The organism is Amycolatopsis sp. cmx-11-51, from assembly GCF_047608665.1.
Taxonomy (GTDB): Bacteria; Actinomycetota; Actinomycetes; order Mycobacteriales; family Pseudonocardiaceae; genus Amycolatopsis.
This window is the reverse complement of record NZ_JADNQO010000001.1, coordinates 1,417,000-1,435,656: the sequence shown is the minus strand read 5'-3', so window position 1 is coordinate 1,435,656 and position 18,657 is coordinate 1,417,000. Positions and strand designations below refer to the sequence as shown.

The following is an 18,657-nucleotide window of genomic DNA, read 5'->3' as shown; positions in this document are numbered from 1 at the left end:
GAACGTCTCCTCCTTTCACGCCGTATCGCCGATCAGCGATTGTTCTCATCGAAGAGCTCGCCGTCGAGCGGCAGCTCGCCACCGACGGGCGGGTCGACCGGAGCGGCCTGCACCTCCGGTGCGGGGGCCGCGCCGGGCTCGTGGTCGGTGACCCCGACCAACGCCGCGCGAAGCACGCGCTCGCCGAAGCGGTAACCGCGGCGCATGACCGTGGTGACCGTCGGGCCCGCGACGTCCGGCGAGGTGCTGTGCTGGACGGCCTCGTGCACGCTCGGGTCGAAGGCCTCACCCTCAGCACCGAACGGCTCGAGACCCGACCGCTGCAGGCTCCCGACCAGCTTCTCGCCGACCGCCTTGAAGGCACCCGTCAGATCGCCGTGCTGCTCCGCGCGCTCGAGGTCGTCGAGCAGCGGGAGCAGGTCACCGACGACCGCCGCCTTCGCGGCGGCGACGACCTGCTCACGGTCGCGGTCCACGCGCTTGCGGTAGTTGGCGTACTCCGCCTGGAGACGCTGGAGGTCGGCGGTGCGTTCCGCCAGCTCCTTCTCCAGACCGGTGGCCACCATCACCGAATCGTCCATGATGGAGTCCCCGAGGCCGGGGCCCGCGTGTGTCGCGGGCTCCGGCGCCACCGGCTCCACTGGGTCTTCCGAGGGAGCGGCGTGCTTCGGACCGTCCTGGGGATCGGCTGCCGGGGCGGCCGGACGGACCTCGCCGGTCAGCGGATCAATCCGCCGCTGGTCCCGCACGACCACCGGTTCCTCCGGGCCCCGGCCCTCGGTTTCGTCGTAGCGCCCCGTCACTTCTTGTCCTTCTTGTCTTTCTCGTCCTCTTCGACGATCTCGGCGTCGACGACGTCGTCGGCCTTGGCCTGCGAACCGGTACCGCCGGCGGCACCCGTCGCGCCTTCGCCGGCGGCGGCGTCATCGGCGGCGTTGCCTGCCGCGTTGGCGTAGAGCGCCGTGCCAAGCTCCTGCGAAGCGGTGTTCAGCTTCTCGATGGACTCGCGGATCTTCGCCGAGTCGGTGCCCTTGAGCGCCTCGTTGGCCTCGTCGATCGCGGACTTCACCTTGCCCTTGAGCTCCTCGGGCAGCTTGTCCTCGTTGTCCTTGACGAACTTCTCCGTCTGGTAGACGAGGGTCTCCGCCTGGTTGCGGGTCTCCGCCTCCTCGCGGCGCTGCTTGTCCTCTTCGGCGTGCGCCTCGGCGTCCTTGACCATGCGCTCGATGTCGTCCTTCGGCAGCGCGGAGCCACCGGTGATCGTCATCGACTGCTCCTTGTTCGTACCGAGGTCCTTCGCGAGGACGTGCACGATGCCGTTGGCGTCGATGTCGAAAGTGACCTCGATCTGCGGCACGCCACGGGGCGCGGGCGGAAGACCGGTCAGCTCGAACATGCCGAGCTTCTTGTTGTGCGCCGCGATCTCGCGCTCACCCTGGAACACCTGGATCTGCACCGACGGCTGGTTGTCGTCCGCGGTGGAGAAGATCTCCGAACGCTTGGTCGGGATCGTGGTGTTGCGCTCGATGAGCTTGGTGAACACGCCGCCCTTGGTCTCGATGCCCAGCGAAAGCGGGGTCACGTCGAGCAGCAGGACGTCCTTGACCTCACCCTTGAGCACACCGGCCTGCAGCGCCGCGCCGACGGCGACGACCTCGTCCGGGTTCACGCCCTTGTTCGGTTCGCGGCCGCCGGTCAGCTCCTTGACCAGGTCCGACACGGCAGGCATGCGGGTGGAACCACCCACGAGCACGACGTGGTCGATGTCGCCGACGGCGACACCGGCGTCACGGATGACGTTGTTGAACGGCTTGCGGGTGCGCTCGAGCAGGTCCGAAGTGATCTTCTGGAACTCGGCGCGGGAAAGCTGCTCGTCGAGGAACAGCGGGTTCTTGTCCGAGTCCACCGTGATGTACGGCAGGTTGATACCTGCGGAGTTCGAGCTGGACAGCTCGATCTTCGCCTTCTCAGAGGCTTCCCTGATGCGCTGGAGCGCCATCTTGTCCTTGGTGAGGTCGATGCCGTTGGAGGCCTTGAACTTGTCGACCAGCCAGGTGACGATGCGCTCGTCCCAGTCGTCACCACCGAGGTGGTTGTCACCCGAGGTCGCGCGGACCTCGACGACACCCTCGCCGATCTCCAGCAGCGAGACGTCGAACGTGCCGCCACCGAGGTCGAAGACCAGAATGGTCTGTTCCTTCTCGCCCTTGTCGAGGCCGTACGCCAGCGCCGCCGCGGTGGGCTCGTTGACGATGCGGAGCACGTTCAGGCCGGCGATCTGCCCGGCCTCCTTGGTGGCCTGCCGCTGTGCGTCCTCGAAGTAGGCGGGGACGGTGATGACCGCGTCGGTGATGGTCTCACCCAGGTACGCCTCGGCGTCACGCTTGAGCTTCATCAGCACCCGGGCGCTGATCTCCTGCGAGGTGTAGGCCTTGCCGTCGATCTCGGTCTTCCAGTCGGTGCCGACGTGCCGCTTGACCGACCGGATGGTCCGGTCGACGTTCGTCACGGCCTGGTTCTTGGCAGGCTGACCGGTCAGCACTTCGCCGTTCTTGGCGAAGGCGACGATGGACGGGGTGGTACGTGAACCTTCCGAGTTGGCGATGACCGCCGGCTCGCCGCCCTCCAGGACGGCGACGACCGAGTTGGTCGTGCCGAGGTCGATGCCGACCGCTCGCGCCATGGTGTGTTCCTCCTGCTAGTTCTTGACCTGCGGGTTCACTCCCACCTTGAGTGGGTGTCACGCAAGTTCTATCGGGATGATGCGGCTTCCGTCAAGCTGGACTTGAGTCGCCTGCACTCAACCTTGTATCCGGCTCAACGAGCGACCCGGTCGTCTTGTTCCCGGACTACCGGCAGACCTTGCCCGAAGTGGGTGTGACCCCGCTCACCAGGTACTTCACCTCTTCGGTGCGCACGCAGGCGGAGTTGAGCAGCCCCGTGTGCCCGTACCCGGCGTCGACCAGCAACGTCGAGTTCTCGATGTTCCGCGCGAGCCCCTTCGCCCACACCAGCGGCGTCGCCGGATCGTGTTCGCCGCCGACCACCAGGATCGGCGCCGCCCCCCGCACCTTCTGCGGCCGCGGTGGGTACGCGGGCGTGACGGGCCAGCCCGCGCAGCCGCTCGCGATGTCCCAGAACTCCGAGTAGCGCCAGCTGTGCGGGGCGAGGGTCTTCACCAGCCCTTGCATCACCCTCATGTCGGCGTAGGAGGTGAAGGCCGGGCCGAAGTCGTGGCAGCCGATCGCACGGTAGGCACCGTACGACGGGTCCAGCTGCGAGTAGGGCACCAGTCCCGAGGCGTCCGGCTTCTCCGCCGTCGCGATCGAGATCGCCTTGCTCAGGTCCGGCCAGAACGCCGGCAGGATGATCGAGCCGTAGACACCGGCCGCCATTTCCTCGGCAGTCACGTTCCGCCCGAGTTCGCTCGACGGGACACCGCCCGGCGGCGCCATGAGCGCGTCGTAGGTGGCGAGGACGTCCTTGCCGCGAAGCGCACACTCGGCCGACGTCGTGCACCACCGGGCGAAGTCCTTGAGTGCGCTTTCGGTCGCGATGGTCTCGTCGAGGATCGCCTTCCGCGTCGGCACCGAGTGGTCGATGGCACCGTCGAGGACCATCGCGCGGATGCGCTTCGGATACTTCTCCGCGTACACGGCGCCGAGCTCGGAACCGTAGGAGACCCCGAGCCAGTTGACCTTGGGTTCGCCGAGGGCGACCCGGATCGACTCGATGTCGTCGGCGGCGTTCCAGGTGTCCACTTGGGACATCGCTGGACCGGTCCTGTCGAGACAGTCCTGACCCGAAGCGCGATTGTGCTCGATGAACCGGTCGTACTCCGCGCGATTCCGGGGGAAGCGGCTGATCGACGGGTCGTGCAGCGTCGGCCCGCAGGTCACCGCGGGCGTACTGGCCCCGACGCCCCGCGGGTCGAAACCGATGACGTCGAACCGTTGTCGCGCTTCGGCCATTTCCAGCTTGTCCAGCGCGAAACCGCGGCCACCGTACTTGAGCACGGTGACGCCGGAGCCGCCCGGCCCGCCAGGGTTCGTCAGCAGGGAACCGACGCGGCGTGCGGGATCGGTCGCGGGCAGTTTCGCCAGCGCGATCGTGAAGGGACCGCTCACCCGGAGGCTCGCGCATTCCAGTGTCGGCGCGTACTCGGTCGCGCACGGTTTCCAAGCGATCCGCAGCGCGGCGGAAGCAGGCAGCACGGAAAGCGGGAGCAGGGCCAGCGCGGTGACGGCGGCGAGCGCCTTCGTCTTCCTGTTCACGCGGGCTTCACCGTGACCGAACCGGTGCCGGACTTGAGGTCCAGGACGTTCGCCGAAGCCTGGTCCTGCCGGATTCCGGCGGTCTCGACCTTGCCGAACTCCGACCTGGCGTTGATGCGATACGCGGCATCGGGAACGGTGACGGTGACCTTCCCGGTGTCGGCGTTCGCGGTGACCGCGCCCGGTTTTGCCAGCCCCACCTTGATGTCCCCGGTACCGATGGTCAGTTTCACCGGACCGGTCGAACTCAGGACCTCGAGCTCCCCGGTGTCGCCCCGGAGGTCCACCGCGGCCGCGCGGGTGAGCGTGATCTTGCCGGTGCCGATGCCGCCGGAGATCGCCAGCTCACGCGGGACCACGACGTCGTAGTCCACGCCGCACTGGCTGCAGCCGCCGAGGACGAGCGTGCCGTTCTCGACGCTGTGCGTCTTGCCGGGATTCCGGCCGGTGTAAGTGACTTCGCGGCGCAGCGAGACCGGTGCGCCGTCCTCGACCCGGAGTGTGACGCCGCCGACCGGGACGTCGACCCGGACGGCGGTGATCTGCTCGGTGACGGGTGTGCCGTCGCTCAGCGTCTGGCGGCTTTCGCCTGCGCAGCCGACGATCCCGAAGGCCGTCAGCGCGCCGAGCGCGAGCGCGCCGAGGACGCGCTTCTCTTTGTTCCCCATGAGAAAGTGTTTCCCCCGATAAAGTCCGTCAGGCCGCGTTGACCTTGACGCTTCCGCTGTCGGTGTTGAGATCGAGCTTGTACTGGGCCGAACCGGACTGGTTCACGTCGATGTCGCGGCTGCCGCTGTCGGTGGTGCCGCTGACGTTGTAGTCGCCGGAGGGCACGGTGACCTCGATCGAACCGCTGTCGCTCCGGGCCGTGATGTTCGCGGCCTCGACCAGCTCGAGTTCGATGCGGCCGCTGTCGGCCTGTGCCTGCACGTTCCCGCCGAGCCGCTCGCCCTTGATCGCGCCGGAACTCGCGTGGATGTCGACGTCCTGCCCGATGTTCTTCAGCTCGATGCGACCGGAGTCGGCCCTGACCTTCACGGTGCCCGGCACGTCGCGCACCTCGACCCGGCCGGAGTCGACCGAAATATCCACAGTGGACACACCGGCGATCTCCACCGCACCGGAGTCGACCCGCCCGGTGACCGGGACCCCCGCCGGGACGGTGACGTCGTAGTCGACCTCGCAGTTGTTCCCGCAGCCGGCGAGGATCAGGGTGTCACCGTCCACGCGATAGGCGTCGCTGGGCTTGTTCCAGCGGTACGAGAACTCTTGGCGGACCTTCGCCGGGCCGCTGCCCGTGCGGATCTTGACGGCGCCCTCGTCGTTTTCGACGCGGACGCTCTTGATCGACTGGGTCAGCTCGGAGGTCGCCTCCGCGTCGGAGGGCCACCACCAGCCGAGGCCGGTGAGGACACCGACGCCGATCAAGGCGATGCCTCCGATGGCGAGGAGTGGGCGGGCCATGGTGTTGAGTCCCTCCAGAGCAGGTTTTCGTGTGTCTCGAAGCTAAGGGCACCGCGCCGGGATGGACATAGGGGTAACCCCCGGAATCGTCCCTGATCCCGCGCCGGGGTTCTCGGGGTCCTAACCTGGCTTCGTCACCGGTTCCACGATCAGGAGGACGCATGCCGCAGGCACCCGATCCGTACGACTTCCTGCCCGATCTGCCTGCCTTCACCTTGAGCAGCACCGACATCGAAGAAGGCGGTTTCCTGCCGACGCCCCAGCTGTCCGGGATCTTCGGCGCGGGCGGCGAGGATCGTTCCCCGCAGCTGTCCTGGGACGGCTTCCCCGCCGAGACCAAGAGCTTCGCCGTGACTTGCTACGACCCGGACGCCCCCACCGCGAGTGGGTTCTGGCACTGGGCGGTGTTCGACATCCCCGCCTCGGTGAACGCGCTGGCGGGGAACGCCGGCGACGAGGCGGGCTCCGGCCTGCCCGAAGGCGCTGTCACCCTGAAGGGGGACGGCGGCGTGAAGCAGTTCCTCGGGGCCGCACCGCCGCCCGGGCACGGGCCGCACCGGTACATCTTCACGGTGCACGCTGTCGACGTCGAAAAGCTGGATGTCGGCGAAGACGCTACGCCGGCTCTGCTCGGCTTCAACCTCTTCAGCCACGCGATCGCGCGAGCTTCTCTTACTGCCCTGCACGAGAACAAGGACTGAGCGGCTTCAGGGGCTGAAGGACGCTTTCACCGCGTGCGACGTGGTGAAAGCGTCCTTCACCGCGTCGCATGCGGGGAAAGTCCCCTTCAGCTCCGGCCGTGCGGCCTGGACCGCTCCATGTACTGGCCCTCCTCCGGGTCGCCGAAGCCGAACGGCCGGTACAGCTCGTGCGCGTCGGCGGTGTGCAGCATCCATCGGAACTCCGCGCCCGGTCCGTTGTCGATCATCTCCCGGACCAGTTCCTTGCCGAGTCCCGCGCCGCGCGCGTCCTCGACGACGAAGACGTCCGCCAGGTAGGCGCTGCCGATGGTGTCCGAGAACGCCCGCGCGAAGCCGACCAGGCGGCCTGTCGAATCCTCGTACGCACCCACGACGCGCCACGCGTTCCTGAAGACCTTCTCGATCATTTCCCGGTCTCGCCACTTGCCCCAGTAGACGCTGGTGGACAGGCACTTCCACACCACGTCGAGGTCCACCCGAGCCGGGTCGTCATCCAGTTCGTACGCGCCGACAGTCCTCATGATCCGAAAGCTACCCGGCAGGTCAACGAGGTTTCAGCAGGTAGTCCACCACCGGCCGCAGCTCGTCCGCGGACGGCGGCTCGTCGTCGATGAGGCCCTGGATCAGCAGGCCGTCGATGCCGGCGAGGAACACCCGGAAGGCGACCTCGTCGTCGTGCCGGACCATCGAGGTCAGCACGTCCAGCCAACGCCGCGCGGCGGGCCGCAGTTCGGGTTTCCGCGCGGCCAGCAGGTACAGCTCGTACTCCGCCATCGTCCGCCCGCGCCGCGGTCCCAGCGCCTCGGCGAGCAGTCCGGCGACCTCCTCCGCGCCACGGCTGCCACGCGAACGGGCCCTGTCGATCATCCAGTAGACCTCGGTCGCCATATCCCTCGCGCACGAGATGAGGGTCGCGATCAGCAGGTCGTCGAGGCTGGAGAAGTGATAAGTCGTCGACGCGGTCGGCACGCCCGCCTCGGTGGCGACCGTCCGATGGGTGACACCGGCGACGCCGTCCCGCTCGATCACCCGCAGCGCGGCCGCGATGATCTCCTCGCGCCGCTTCTCGCCCCTGGCCTTCCGGCCGTCGACCTGGATCTTCACTTAGCGCGCACTCCCTGCCTCGATCAACACGACACCGCCGACCACCAGCACCAGCCCGGCGATCACGGCGAGGTTGACCGGCTCTTTGAAGAACACGATGCCGACGGCCGCCACCAGCGCGACGCCTGCCGCGGCCCAGATCGCGTAGGCGACGCTCACCGGCACGCCCGCCTTCAGAACGTACGCGAGCGCGACGAACGCGAAGGCGTATCCGGCCACCACGAGGATCGAGGGCCCCAGCTTGCTGAAGCCCTCGGAGAGCTTCAACGAGACCGTGGCGGTCACCTCGGCGGCGATGGCGAAAGCGAGGAGAAGGTACGCACCCATGTTACAAAATTTAACTGGACGATCGTCTTAAAACAAAGAGAGGCGTACACCACATCGGTGGGACTTGGGCGCGGCCAGTGGGTTACCCATCAGTAAGAAGCATTAGTCTGCCCGAACCACCACAGCTTCACTCGGACGAAAGGCACCCGACGATGGGCGCTGTACAGCTGACGCTCGGCGGGATCTCGGTCCTGCTCGGCGTCGTCGCCTGGGGAATGTTCTTCGCGACCATCGCCCGCTTCGTGCGGGTGATCCGCCTCGGCCAGCCGGACTCGACCCGCAACGGTCCGATCACGGCGCGGATGAAGACCTTGATCAAGGAATTCGCGGCGCACACCCGGATGAACAAGATCCGGAGCGTCGGGGCCGCGCACTGGCTGGTCATGTGGGGCTTCCTGCTCGGGTCGCTCGCCCTGTTCGAGGCATACGGCGAAGTCTTCGTCCCCACGTGGGGCTGGCCCATCCTCGAAGACTGGTCGCTGTTCCAGCTGCTCATGGAGCTGCTCGGGGTCGGCACCATCGTCGGCGCGCTGGTCCTGATCGGGATCCGCCAGAAGAACCACCCGCGCCGCGCCGACCGGCAGTCCCGTTTCCAGGGCTCCAACTTCAAGTGGGCGTACTTCATCGAGGCCGTCGTGCTCATCGAGGGCATCGGCATCATCGGCGTCCGGGCCGCGAAGTCCGCGATGAACGTCCACGAAGCCCCGGTCTGGGCCGCGTTCGTCTCGCATCCGATCGGTGAGCTGCTGCCGGCCAGCCCGAACCTGGTCTCGGTGTTCGCGTTCGTCAAGCTGATGAGCGCCACGATCTGGCTGTTCGTCATCGCCCGCACGATGACCATGGGCATCGCCTGGCACCGGTTCAGCGCCTTCTTCAACATCTACTTCAAGCGCGAGGCCGACGGCGAGGTCGCGCTCGGCGCGCTCAAGCCGATGATGAGCAACGGCAAGGTGCTCGATCTCGAAGAGGCGGACCCGGACGAGGACACGTTCGGCGTCGGCAAGGTCGAGGACTTCAGCTGGAAGGGCTGGCTGGACTTCTCCACCTGCACCGAATGCGGCCGCTGCCAGTCGCAGTGCCCCGCGTGGAACACCGGTAAGCCGCTCTCCCCGAAGCTGCTCATCACGCAGCTTCGCGACCACGCCTACGCGAAGGCGCCGTACCTGCTCGCGGGCGGCAAGCGCGACATGGCGGGTGACGAAGTCGGACTGTCCGGTGACGACATGTACGCGGGTATCGACGTCCTCGCGATCGCGGAGTCCCAGAAGGCGCTCATCGGCGACGACGGCGGCGTGATCGACCCCGAGGTGCTGTGGTCCTGCACCTCCTGCGGTGCTTGCGTCGAGCAGTGCCCGGTGGACATCGAGCACGTCGACCACATCGTCGACATGCGCCGCTACCAGGTGATGATCGAGTCCGCGTTCCCCAGCGAGCTCAACGGGATGTTCAAGAACCTGGAGAACAAGGGCAACCCGTGGGGCCAGAACGCCAAGGACCGGCTCGCCTGGACCGAGGACCTGGAGTTCGAGGTGCCGGTGTTCGACGGCGACCTCGGCGACACCGAGTACCTCTTCTGGGTCGGCTGTGCCGGCGCGTTCGAGGACCGCGCGAAGAAGACCACACGGGCCGTCGCGGAACTGCTGCACATCGCGGGCGTGAAGTACACCGTGCTCGGCTCGGAGGAGTCCTGCACCGGCGACCCGGCCCGCCGGGCAGGCAACGAGTTCCTGTTCCAGATGCTGGCGCAGCAGAACGTCGAGATCCTGAACTCGGTGTTCGAGGGCCGCGAACGCAAGGCGCGCAAGGTGGTCGTCACCTGTGCCCACTGCTTCAACACCCTCGCGAACGAGTACCCGGAACTGGGCGGCCAGTTCGACGTCGTGCACCACACGCAGCTGCTCAACCGCCTGGTGCGGGAGAAGCACCTGACCCCGGTGGCCCCGGTCGCCGAGGACGTCACCTATCACGACCCGTGCTACCTGGGCCGCCACAACAAGGTCTACGACGCTCCCCGCGAGCTCGTCGGGGCCACCGGCGCGACGCTGCGGGAGATGCCGCGGCACGGCGACCGGTCGATGTGCTGCGGCGCCGGCGGCGCGCGGATGTGGATGGAAGAGAAGATCGGCAAGCGGATCAACGTCGAACGCGTGGACGAGGCGCTCGGCACCGCGCCGTCGAAGATCGCGACCGGCTGCCCGTTCTGCAAGGTGATGCTCAACGACGGCCTCACCGCGCGCCAGAGCGACGGCCAGGCGAGCGAGAAGGTCGAGATCGTCGACGTCGCGCAGCTCCTGCTGACCGCCGTCAAGCGCAAGCCGGAGCCGCAACTGGTCCCGGCCGGCGCGCCGTCCTTGGACGCCGTCTCAGATGCTGAACTCGACGAGAAGGCGGACGAGCCCGCCACCGAGAGTCCACTTTCGGAGGAAGACAAGTAGCACGTCGAGGCCGGAGGGAACATTCTCTCGCACATAATGCGAGAGAATGTTCCCTCATGCTTTATCCGGTCCAGACCATTCCGTTCCCTTACCCGTTCGGCGGTACACGGTGGCGATAAGCTGGCGTTTCCTCGTTGCCGTTGTCGTCTACGAGGTTGCTTTAGGCGGCACAGGCGATAGGTTCGAAAAAAAGGGGGCGAGGAAATCAATGGGCAACCGTCACGAACTCCGTCCGGGCATGGCACACCGCCTCGCGATGCCGGGGTCGTCGACAGGTCGTCCGATGGCCCGCCTGCCGTCGGCCGCGGCGCTCGCCCGGATGGCCCAGGAAGCGACCATCCCCAGCATCCCGGCCGCCCGGCGGCCGCCGCGACAGGAACGGCAACGCACGCGCGTCCGCCCGTACGTCCGCACGGGCGGACGCACGCAGTCCAAGCGGAACTTCGCGATCGAAGCGATGATTTCCGTTCGGAACGACGCACCGTGGACCGCGCCCGGGTTCAGCGTGGAATTCCATTCGGTCCGTTCACTGTGCCGCCGTCCGACTTCCGTCGCCGAAGTAGCCGCTTCATTATGCGTTCCACTCGGCGTTGCAAAGGTCCTTTTGGGTGATATGGCCGAACTCGGCCTGGTTACCGTTCATGAAACGCAAGCTGAATTCGACGGTCATCCGGCACTCGCCTTGATGGAACGCGTCCTGCACGGATTGCGTCGCCTGTGAGATCGGCGCACTCGTACTACGCTACGCAAGGTGAGTGAAGAACCCGGTGGCGAAAGCACCCTGACCGTAGTGCTGGCGGGCGGGGTCAACCTCGCCATCGCGGTACTGAAACTGATCGCCGGGATCATCACCGGCTCCGGCGCGATGCTCTCGGAAGCCGCGCACTCGGTGGCCGACACGATCACCGAAGGCCTCCTGCTGACCGCGCTGAAACGCTCGGACCGGCCCGCCGACCGCGTCCACCCCTTCGGCTACGGCAAGGAGCGGTACTTCTGGTCGCTGCTCGCGGCGGTGTCGATCTTCGCGTCCGGCGCGATGTTCGCGCTGTACGAAGGCTTCTCGACGGTGTTCGGCGAGGCGACCGACCAGACCGATCCGATCGTCGGCTACGTCGTGCTCGCGATCGCCTTCGTCCTCGAATCCGTCTCGTGGTTCCAGGCCGTGCGGCAAGTGCGGCGCGACGCCGCCCAAGCGGGTAAGAAGGTGTCGGTCTACCTGCGGACGATCGACGACCCGGCGCCGAAGACCGTCCTGTTCGAGGACTCGGCGGCGCTGATCGGCCTGCTGCTCGCGTTCACCGGGATCGGGCTGCACCAGCTCACCGGCTCGCACGTCTGGGACGGTGCGGCGTCGATCGCGATCGGCGTGCTGCTGGCGCTCGTCGCCTACGTGCTCGGACGCACCAACCGCGGCCTGCTGATCGGCAGGCAGGCGGATCCGAAGCTGGTGCGCGAGATCCGGGACCACCTGGTCGGCGCGCCCGAGATCGAGGCCGTCGTCGACCTGCAGACCATGCTGATGGGCACCGACCAGGTGCTCGTGTGCGCGCGTGTCGACTTCGACGATTCACTGGGCGCGCCGGATGTCGAACGCGCCTGCGTCCGGCTCGCGGTCGAACTGACGCGATCGTTCGGGGACGTCACCGAGGTGTTCATCGAACCGGTCCCGCGCACGGATCCCGAGTTGCGCGCGGCGGTACTGGCCCGCTACGGCGACATCGCCGAACGCTGGGACAAGGGTCAGTAGCCGAAGTTCTGCGTCCAGTACATGCCCTTGGTGTTGACGCCGACGCCGATCTTCTTCAGCTTGCAGTTGAGGATGTTCGCGCGGTGGCCCTCGGAGTTCATCCAGGCGTCCATCACCTTGGCGGCGTTCGACTGGCCCTTGGCGATGTTCTCGGCGCCGGGCTTGTCGTAGCCGGCGGCCCGGATGCGCTGGCCGAACGTGGTGCCTTCCGGCGTGGTGTGCGAGAAGTAGTTCCGGGCGGACATGTCGTCGCTGTGCCCCTGCGCCGCGGCGGCGAGGTGCGACTCGTTGCTCACCGGCGAACAGCCCGCTCCGGCGCGCTCGGAGTTGACGAGGTCGATGACCTGACCGGCGAGCGAACCGTCCGGCGAGCGAGGCGGATCCGCGGCCTTGCTGGGAGTGGGCTTCGGAGCCTCGGATGTCTGGGCTGGCGGCTCGGCCGGGGCGGAGGACGAGCTGGGCGGGGCGGAGGAAGACGTGGGAGCTTCCGGAGACGCCGCCGGAGCGGGCGAGCCTGCCCCGGGGTCGCCCGCTGCCGGAGCGGACGTCTGGCCGAAGTAGGCGGGCGGTTTCGCGAGCGCGTCACCGGGCCTGCCCTTGGTGTCGGGGACGCTCAAGGACAGGTTGCTCAGCGCCGTCCCCTGGAACCGGTCGGTCACCATCAGGTAGCTCGCGCTGGCGAGCACCCCACCCAGCAGGAAGCTGAGCGTAACAAGAAGTAACCGGTTTCTCGCTCTTTTGGGGGACACGAGGCCGAAAACTATCACGAACTGGTTACGGCAATACCCCCGAAAGTAGTAATACGGGTCAGCGGTCGCGCTCTGTCATCTAAAACCGGGTGATCAACCCCTGTCGATTCGTGCGTGATCGCCTTGGTGCCGGCCAGGAAGGGAGCTCACCGTCCGTGTACTTCTCGCAGGCTTCGCAGACCGACTTCACCAGGTGATCCCACAGCGGGGCGGCACTGGCCGTCATCGCCACATGAGCGCCGTGATCGACGCAAGCGAGAGCCCCACCAGCTGCGAAAGCGCCTTCGTCGTCTGCGGGCCGAAGCGAGCGAGGTAGTCGGCCACCCTGCTTTCGACGGCCGAGAGGCCGCTTTGCTCAGCCACAGTGAGAGACCTTCGGAACGACGCCCATTCGGCGGGTTCTCGTCAGCGCTCGACAGCTATCACCGCCAGGTGTCGACGCGGTGGAAGTTCTTGTACGCGCGGCTCGGGGTCGGTCCCCGCTGCCCCTGGTAGCGCGAGCCTGCCTCATTCGAGCCGTACGGGAACTCCGCGGCACTGGACAGCCGGAAGATGCAGAGCTGGCCGATCTTCATGCCCGGCCAGAGCGTGATCGGCAGGTTGGCGACGTTCGACAGTTCGAGGGTGATGTGGCCAGAGAAACCGGGGTCGATGAAGCCCGCGGTGGAATGGGTGAGCAGACCGAGGCGGCCGAGGGACGACTTGCCCTCCAGGCGGCCGGCGAGGTCGTCGGCGAGCGTGACGGTCTCGTAGGTGGAGCCGAGCACGAACTCGCCGGGGTGGAGGACGAAGGGGTCTTCGCCCTCCTTCTCGACCAACGACGTCAGCTCGTCCTGTTGGAGCTGCGGGTCGATATGCGTGTACTTGCTGTTGTCGAACACGCGGAAGAAGCGGTCAAGGCGCACGTCGATGCTCGACGGCTGGACCATCGTCGGGTCGAACGGGTCGACGCCAAGACGGCCGGCGTCGAGCTCTTTACGGAGGTCACGGTCGCTGAGGAGCACGCGATCAGCGTAGTCAAGCGGCCTTCATGTGCCTGCCGTAGGTGGGGTCGAGCCCGAACACCTTGGTGACCTGCCGGAGATAATGGCGTCGCCCGGCGGCCCCGATCCGCTCCTGGAGCGCCGTCGCCCCCGGCACCAGCCGCCGGACCGTCTCGGCGGCGAAGTTGACGCCCGCCACCGCGACCACGGCCGCCTGCGCGATCGGATCGTCGGGCAGTTCCAGGAAGTCGGCGTTGGTCTTGCCAAGGAGAAGCCTGCTGATCGACCCGTGTGCCGCGACCGACACATGCGACAGGACCTTGCCGACCGCGCCCCGGCCCTCGCCGATCGCGGCGTGGGATTTCATGAGCGCCGCGGCGAGCCGCTTGGAATCGTCGTCGGGGATGAACTCGGTGGTGGCGAGCAGCCACAGCAGCCGCCAGGCGTCGTCCTCGCCGGCGGGCAGGAGTTCTTCGTCGACGCCCATCAGCCAACCGACGTACCGCCAGAGGTGCAGGATGTCCGCGCGCTCGCGGGCGCTGTAGCGGAGCCCGAGCAGTTGCGTGCCGAAGACGTAGACGAGGGAGAAGAGCAGGAGCGTGCCCGCCGTCTGAACCTGGTTGACCGGCCGGTCCCAAGCGGCGTAATCCCAGTCCTTGCGGCGGTTCATGGCCGCACGGACATGCGCGTGCACCACCCGCACCCGCAACGCGGACTCGTACCCGCGCCCACCGAGCACCAACGCGCCCGGCGTAGTCACGTGGATCCACCACGTCGCCGTCTCGACGAGACGCCGTGCCGCCTTGTACTCGATCTCACCGGTGCCGACGAGCGATTTCGTGGCACGCGACGCGAGATAACCGCCCATCAGCGAGACGTCACCAAGCGGAAAGAGGCCGAGCAACCCGGCACGCGTGATCGCCCGCGCTCCGCGATCGAGGCGATCCGGGTCGACCCAGTACGGCGTCGCCTCGACGTTGCGGAAGAAGGCTTCGAGCTCCTCCGGCGGCTCCTCGACACTGTCGATGCCTTGTCGCAGCGCCTGTTCAAACTTCTTGTGACCGCCGCTTCGGAGGTACGGCACCAACGAGTCCGCCGCCGGGTCCTCCCGCTGCGCACACTTCCGCAGCCGGGCAACCTGGCGCTCGTCGCCCCTGATGTCGCCCTCGATGAACAACCTCGATGCGACCCGGAACCCGCCTTGGCGGAACAGCTCGGGGTCGGGCAGCCTCTCGTCCATCCGGCTCACCTCCGATGTAGACAACAAGTGTTGTCACTTTTGACGGCGACGTCAAGGCGGGGTGGGTCTTGGCAAGGGGAGATCCGGACCATGTATGCTGGCCGAGCACTGCGGATGTAGTTCAATGGTAGAACATCAGCTTCCCAAGCTGAATACGCGGGTTCGATTCCCGTCATCCGCTCTCCTGCGAAAGCCCCAGGTCAGTGGATGTCCACTTTAGACCTGGGGCTTTTGCTTTGTGCTTGCCCGGCCATTAACGGGCCATTAGCCGACGGGCACGGCTGACCGCTCAGGCCGTCGTCATCGTCGTCCGCGTTGCCCGTCCGGTGCTGGTCGACGCGGAACCGCTCCGGCATCCTGCTGGCCAGGTCGAACACTTGGGCCACGGTGATCACCGGGCGTTCGTCCGGATTCGCGCGATCGGCCCCGCGGGACCCGACACGGGTTGCGAGGCGAGATCTTGTCCTCCTCCACCGGCGTATTCAGGATCACCCGCAACCGCCAGTCGGTCGGCCTGCCACTGTCGAATGATCGCCATGGACGACTTGCCCAGCTCGACCCCGCCCAGGTCCGGCGAAATGTGCCTACGCAGCAACCATTTGTACAGCTCGAATCACGCCGACTTACTTGATCCGCCGCCGAGTTCGTGACGAGCCACTTCGTCGAACACACCTACCGTACGAAAGCGACGACTCGGTGTCCGGCTGCGCGTCAGCCAACTGCCTGAGCGCAGCCAACGCGGCGGACACCCGCTCGTCAGGAACAGCCTCGATGAGGCGGCGGGCCTCCTCGCGAGGCGCAACCGGATCTGGGCTTTCGCCAGTCGCTGTAACTTCATCCTAGCCACAATTGTGCGCGCCCCCTGTGATCACAGCCGCACCGAGTGTCAGGTGCCCACCCAGAGGGAGTCCTGTGCCGATCGGTTTTCGGGACCCCTCCCCGCAACCGCCGTTACCGTCCGCGGCGTGCGAAGAATGCCGAGCGACAGCACAGCGGCCGCCTTGCTGACCGTTCTGGCGGGGGCGCTGCTCCTCCCGCTGTTGCTGGTCGGCGCGATCTTCCTCATCATCGGCTTGAACACGGGCAGTGCCCCGGGGCCGTACACCGCCATTTTCGCCAAGCCGGGCGACGAATGCGGCGCGACCGGACAGTATCTCGACGCGTCCACCGGAGAGCCACTGAGATGCATGGGGCCCGGGCTGTTCCGGATGTCCTCGATCGAATTTCCTGGCTTCTCCCTTGAGCAGAACAACGAGGTGCGTCGCTGGTTGACCACGTTGCTGGAGGACGGTGACCTGAGCGTCTTCGACCAGCGTGCGATCCAGGGAAGAATCGAGGGGATCGCGGCCGAGTTGCCGCCAGGGACGCGCGTCGAGCGGGAGTCCAGAACGACGGAGATCTGGATCGGCGCGGGCTTGACCGGCGCAGGGCTGCTCCTGGGTTCCGGCTTCGCCTGGCGGTGGTTCCAGAACCGCCGCAACGGTTTCTATTGACGGTTGAGGCAAAGGTGTCGTGTTCGTGAGCGGGGCGGCGACCTTCGTGGGGCGGACTGTGTGGATTTTGGGTCATCTAACGCCCACTCGCCCCACCATGACGATGGGCAGCTGGGCGCAACGGGGGTGTCGCCACGGCACTTCGAATTACCCTTCAATAGTCGCAGCGCGGCAAGTTGTCCAAATTGTTCCGCAAGCTGGCGTCGGCCGTGGACCTCAGCGTTTCGACGCCGCAGGAACAAGCTCATTTCCGCACAGAGGCTTTGCGGCCGTTGGCATCGGTGAAGTACTGATCGCCGTTGTCCATCGACGCATAGACATCGTCGGCCCGCAGCAAGTGACACCGCGGCCGACGGCCAGGATGTGGCCACCGCTCGTACTCGGCCATCCGAACTCCTCGGGTCGCGGAAGTTCGCCGCGCTCGGAGGTCGGGTCGGGCGGCGCGGTTGTTACGGTGCCGGGCATGGAGATCCGGGAGAGCACCGAAGACGACTGGCCGCAGGTGTGGCCGATCGTTCGCGAAGTCGTGCGGGCGGCGGACACGTACACCTACGATCCCGGCCTGAGCGAGGACGACGCACGCGCGGTATGGATCTCGAAACCGCCGGGCCTGACGGTGGTCGCGGTCGAGGACGGCCGGGTGCTCGGCACGGCCAAGATGGGGCCGAACCGCGACGGGCCCGGGGCACATGTGTCGACGGCCAGTTTCATGGTGGACAAGGACCTTCGCGGCAAGGGCATCGGCAGCGCGTTGTGCGCGTATGTCCTGGGTTGGGCCAGGGAACAGGGGTTCGCGGGGATGCAGTTCAACGCGGTCGCCGAGTCGAACGCGGCTGGGATCCGGATCTACGAGCGGCTCGGGTTCGAGATCGTCGGGACGGTGCCGGGTGCGTTCGAGCACCCGACGCTGGGGCGCATCGGGCTGCACGTCATGTACTGCGACTTCGGCTGAGGGTCAGCCCTCGACGAGTTCCCACGAGGCGTCGGCGCTGACGCGGTCGTACACCTGGCCGGGCGCGGCGCTCAGCACCAGCGCGACGTCCGGGTACAGGGTGACGGCGTGCTCCATCTCGAGGGCTTCGACCTCGAAATCCTCGTTCTCCGGCACCTGGAAGCCGACGAGCAGCCAGGTGCCGTCCGCCTCGCGGACGACCTGGCGCACGGCGCGGGCCGGTGCGGCGGGGTCGGTGGGGATCTCGGCGAGTTCGGTGCTCACCTGGACTTCTTCCAGCGGCGAGCCGGGGTGCGTCCACGCCGCGAGGCGGGCGGCGCGCACCAGGAGGTCCTCGTCGTCGTCATCCGAGTCGGCGACCGAGCTCAGCAGCCAGGTGCGGCGCTCCGGGTCCCAGTCGGCGGCCATGCCGGTGGGGAGGCCGGCGAGCGCGGCGATTTCGGGGATGAGGTCCACCGCGTCCCGCAGGGGCAGCGCGCCGAACGCGTCGCGGTTGAGTTCCATGTCCTCGGAGAACTCGTTGCCGTCGCTGATGAACCAGTCACCGTCGTCGTCCAGCACGACGAACGCGAGGTTCGACGGGTCCTCCACGAGCGACCGGGAGATGATGACCGGCGACTCCGGGTCCTGACGCAGCGGCCAGTTCTCGCTCGACATGCTGGGCTCCCAACGGGGTTGTCCGGCTGTGGGGCACCATCCCACCATCTCCGGCGTTCCCGTCGCGCACCGGCTCGACGGAAGGTCATTCGCTGAGGTCGTATTCGTCGACGTCCAGCGCGGCGGCGGCTTCGGTGAGGAACGCGATCACGGCGGGCGAGAGGTACCAGCCGAATTCCTCGCCGCCGTCGCGGTGATGGAAGTAGCGCACCACCTGCAGCACCGCGGTCACCCCCTCGTCCGCCAGCGCCCGGATTCCCGGGCGGACCGGGGCGAGCCTGCCGATCACGCTCTCGATCTGGTCGTCGACCGGTTCCGAACCCCGATGCGTCACCTTCCAGGCGTGCATCCGCGGCAACCGGTGTTCGGCGGACCGCGAACCCAGTACCAGGACCTCGTCGGGCTGCATGCCGAGCCGCGCGGTGATCTCCGCGGCGGACACGGTTTCGCTCTTCAAAGCGAAGTAGCAGTACTGGTGGACCTTCATACGCCCGGGACCCTAGCTTTCGGGCAAGCTGACCAGGTGAAACG

General features: G+C 67.2%; 22 protein-coding genes and 1 tRNA gene. 7 read left to right on the top strand and 16 right to left on the bottom strand.

Translation table 11 applies throughout. The annotated features are described in order from the left end of the window. Window positions 1-32: 32 nt before the first annotated feature. From grpE to ACM6LU_RS07225, 5 genes are all read right to left on the bottom strand, one after another. Window positions 33-803 carry a nucleotide exchange factor GrpE gene (grpE, locus tag ACM6LU_RS07245; protein ID WP_414936751.1) on the bottom strand — a complete coding sequence of 257 codons (771 nt, stop codon included), beginning with the start codon at window positions 801-803 and terminating at the stop codon, window positions 33-35. Then, complete coding sequence (gene dnaK / locus ACM6LU_RS07240) at window positions 800-2,683, bottom strand: molecular chaperone DnaK (RefSeq protein WP_414936750.1); 1,884 nt, start codon at window positions 2,681-2,683, stop codon at window positions 800-802. Before dnaK ends, grpE begins: the two co-directional genes overlap by 4 nt. 166 nt (window positions 2,684-2,849) lie before the next feature. Then, entirely contained in the window at window positions 2,850-4,274 is a 1,425-nt protein-coding gene (locus ACM6LU_RS07235; protein WP_414936749.1) for an alpha/beta hydrolase, read from the bottom strand. Then, window positions 4,271-4,942 (bottom strand): hypothetical protein, encoded by a 672-nt coding sequence (locus ACM6LU_RS07230; protein WP_414936748.1) that lies wholly within the window; start codon window positions 4,940-4,942, stop codon window positions 4,271-4,273. Before ACM6LU_RS07230 ends, ACM6LU_RS07235 begins: the two co-directional genes overlap by 4 nt. Before the next feature lie 28 nt (window positions 4,943-4,970). Then, on the bottom strand, window positions 4,971-5,738 hold the full coding sequence (locus tag ACM6LU_RS07225; protein WP_414936747.1) for a DUF4097 family beta strand repeat-containing protein: 768 nt from the start codon (window positions 5,736-5,738) through the stop codon (window positions 4,971-4,973). A gap of 161 nt (window positions 5,739-5,899) precedes the next feature. Between ACM6LU_RS07225 and ACM6LU_RS07220 the strand changes: the two genes are divergently transcribed. Continuing rightward, window positions 5,900-6,439 (top strand): YbhB/YbcL family Raf kinase inhibitor-like protein, encoded by a 540-nt coding sequence (locus ACM6LU_RS07220; RefSeq protein WP_414936746.1) that lies wholly within the window; start codon window positions 5,900-5,902, stop codon window positions 6,437-6,439. An 86-nt stretch (window positions 6,440-6,525) separates the two neighbouring features. Here ACM6LU_RS07220 and ACM6LU_RS07215 read toward each other — a convergent pair whose 3' ends face one another. The 3 genes from ACM6LU_RS07215 to ACM6LU_RS07205 are packed head-to-tail and all read right to left on the bottom strand — an operon-like array spanning window position 6,526 to window position 7,870. Beyond that, on the bottom strand, window positions 6,526-6,960 hold the full coding sequence (locus tag ACM6LU_RS07215) for a GNAT family N-acetyltransferase (protein WP_414936745.1): 435 nt from the start codon (window positions 6,958-6,960) through the stop codon (window positions 6,526-6,528). Window positions 6,961-6,982: 22 nt separating this feature from the next. Further along, window positions 6,983-7,543, bottom strand: a complete 561-nt coding sequence (locus ACM6LU_RS07210) for a TetR/AcrR family transcriptional regulator (protein ID WP_020632424.1) — start codon at window positions 7,541-7,543, stop codon at window positions 6,983-6,985. Then, entirely contained in the window at window positions 7,544-7,870 is a 327-nt protein-coding gene (locus ACM6LU_RS07205) for a DMT family transporter (RefSeq protein WP_414936744.1), read from the bottom strand. Between the two features lie 152 nt (window positions 7,871-8,022). Between ACM6LU_RS07205 and ACM6LU_RS07200 the strand changes: the two genes are divergently transcribed. The 3 genes from ACM6LU_RS07200 (at window position 8,023) to ACM6LU_RS07190 (ending at window position 12,052) form a co-directional block, all read left to right on the top strand. Further along, window positions 8,023-10,305 carry a (Fe-S)-binding protein gene (locus ACM6LU_RS07200; RefSeq protein WP_414936743.1) on the top strand — a complete coding sequence of 761 codons (2,283 nt, stop codon included), beginning with the start codon at window positions 8,023-8,025 and terminating at the stop codon, window positions 10,303-10,305. A gap of 208 nt (window positions 10,306-10,513) precedes the next feature. Then, window positions 10,514-11,026 carry a DUF742 domain-containing protein gene (locus tag ACM6LU_RS07195; protein WP_414937118.1) on the top strand — a complete coding sequence of 171 codons (513 nt, stop codon included), beginning with the start codon at window positions 10,514-10,516 and terminating at the stop codon, window positions 11,024-11,026. A 30-nt stretch (window positions 11,027-11,056) separates the two neighbouring features. Beyond that, window positions 11,057-12,052 (top strand): cation diffusion facilitator family transporter, encoded by a 996-nt coding sequence (locus ACM6LU_RS07190; protein WP_414936742.1) that lies wholly within the window; start codon window positions 11,057-11,059, stop codon window positions 12,050-12,052. Here the strand turns inward: ACM6LU_RS07190 and ACM6LU_RS07185 are convergent. The 4 genes from ACM6LU_RS07185 to ACM6LU_RS07170 all read right to left on the bottom strand — a co-directional run bounded on the left by ACM6LU_RS07185 (window position 12,046) and on the right by ACM6LU_RS07170 (window position 15,024). Next, complete coding sequence (locus ACM6LU_RS07185; protein WP_414937117.1) at window positions 12,046-12,738, bottom strand: CAP domain-containing protein; 693 nt, start codon at window positions 12,736-12,738, stop codon at window positions 12,046-12,048. The two genes, ACM6LU_RS07190 and ACM6LU_RS07185, sit on opposite strands and share 7 nt — an antisense overlap. A 285-nt stretch (window positions 12,739-13,023) precedes the next feature. Next, window positions 13,024-13,164, bottom strand: coding sequence for a hypothetical protein (locus tag ACM6LU_RS07180; RefSeq protein ID WP_414936741.1), 141 nt, complete (start codon window positions 13,162-13,164; stop codon window positions 13,024-13,026). 59 nt (window positions 13,165-13,223) lie between these two features. Then, on the bottom strand, window positions 13,224-13,805 hold the full coding sequence (gene dcd / locus ACM6LU_RS07175) for a dCTP deaminase (protein ID WP_016338162.1): 582 nt from the start codon (window positions 13,803-13,805) through the stop codon (window positions 13,224-13,226). A 13-nt stretch (window positions 13,806-13,818) separates the two neighbouring features. Continuing rightward, on the bottom strand, window positions 13,819-15,024 hold the full coding sequence (locus ACM6LU_RS07170; RefSeq protein ID WP_414936740.1) for an oxygenase MpaB family protein: 1,206 nt from the start codon (window positions 15,022-15,024) through the stop codon (window positions 13,819-13,821). 110 nt (window positions 15,025-15,134) lie between these two features. Between ACM6LU_RS07170 and ACM6LU_RS07165 the strand changes: the two genes are divergently transcribed. Continuing rightward, window positions 15,135-15,205: transfer RNA gene (locus tag ACM6LU_RS07165), tRNA-Gly, on the top strand. 19 nt (window positions 15,206-15,224) lie between these two features. On the opposite strand, the gene ACM6LU_RS07160 is transcribed toward ACM6LU_RS07165, so the two are convergent. After that, a complete protein-coding gene (locus ACM6LU_RS07160) occupies window positions 15,225-15,419 on the bottom strand; it encodes a hypothetical protein (RefSeq protein WP_414936739.1) in 195 nt (64 codons plus the stop codon). Window positions 15,420-15,998: 579 nt separating this feature from the next. On the opposite strand from ACM6LU_RS07160, the gene ACM6LU_RS07155 reads away from it, so the two are divergent. Further along, window positions 15,999-16,517, top strand: coding sequence for a hypothetical protein (locus ACM6LU_RS07155; protein ID WP_414937116.1), 519 nt, complete (start codon window positions 15,999-16,001; stop codon window positions 16,515-16,517). A gap of 244 nt (window positions 16,518-16,761) precedes the next feature. Here ACM6LU_RS07155 and ACM6LU_RS07150 read toward each other — a convergent pair whose 3' ends face one another. Beyond that, window positions 16,762-16,905 (bottom strand): hypothetical protein, encoded by a 144-nt coding sequence (locus ACM6LU_RS07150; RefSeq protein ID WP_414936738.1) that lies wholly within the window; start codon window positions 16,903-16,905, stop codon window positions 16,762-16,764. Between the two features lie 75 nt (window positions 16,906-16,980). On the opposite strand from ACM6LU_RS07150, the gene ACM6LU_RS07145 reads away from it, so the two are divergent. Continuing rightward, complete coding sequence (locus tag ACM6LU_RS07145; RefSeq protein ID WP_414936737.1) at window positions 16,981-17,469, top strand: GNAT family N-acetyltransferase; 489 nt, start codon at window positions 16,981-16,983, stop codon at window positions 17,467-17,469. A gap of 3 nt (window positions 17,470-17,472) precedes the next feature. Here ACM6LU_RS07145 and ACM6LU_RS07140 read toward each other — a convergent pair whose 3' ends face one another. Both ACM6LU_RS07140 and ACM6LU_RS07135 read right to left on the bottom strand, forming a co-directional pair. Then, window positions 17,473-18,126, bottom strand: coding sequence for a hypothetical protein (locus ACM6LU_RS07140; RefSeq protein WP_414936736.1), 654 nt, complete (start codon window positions 18,124-18,126; stop codon window positions 17,473-17,475). A gap of 85 nt (window positions 18,127-18,211) precedes the next feature. Next, entirely contained in the window at window positions 18,212-18,613 is a 402-nt protein-coding gene (locus ACM6LU_RS07135; RefSeq protein WP_414936735.1) for a DUF4279 domain-containing protein, read from the bottom strand. Window positions 18,614-18,657 lie beyond the last annotated feature (44 nt).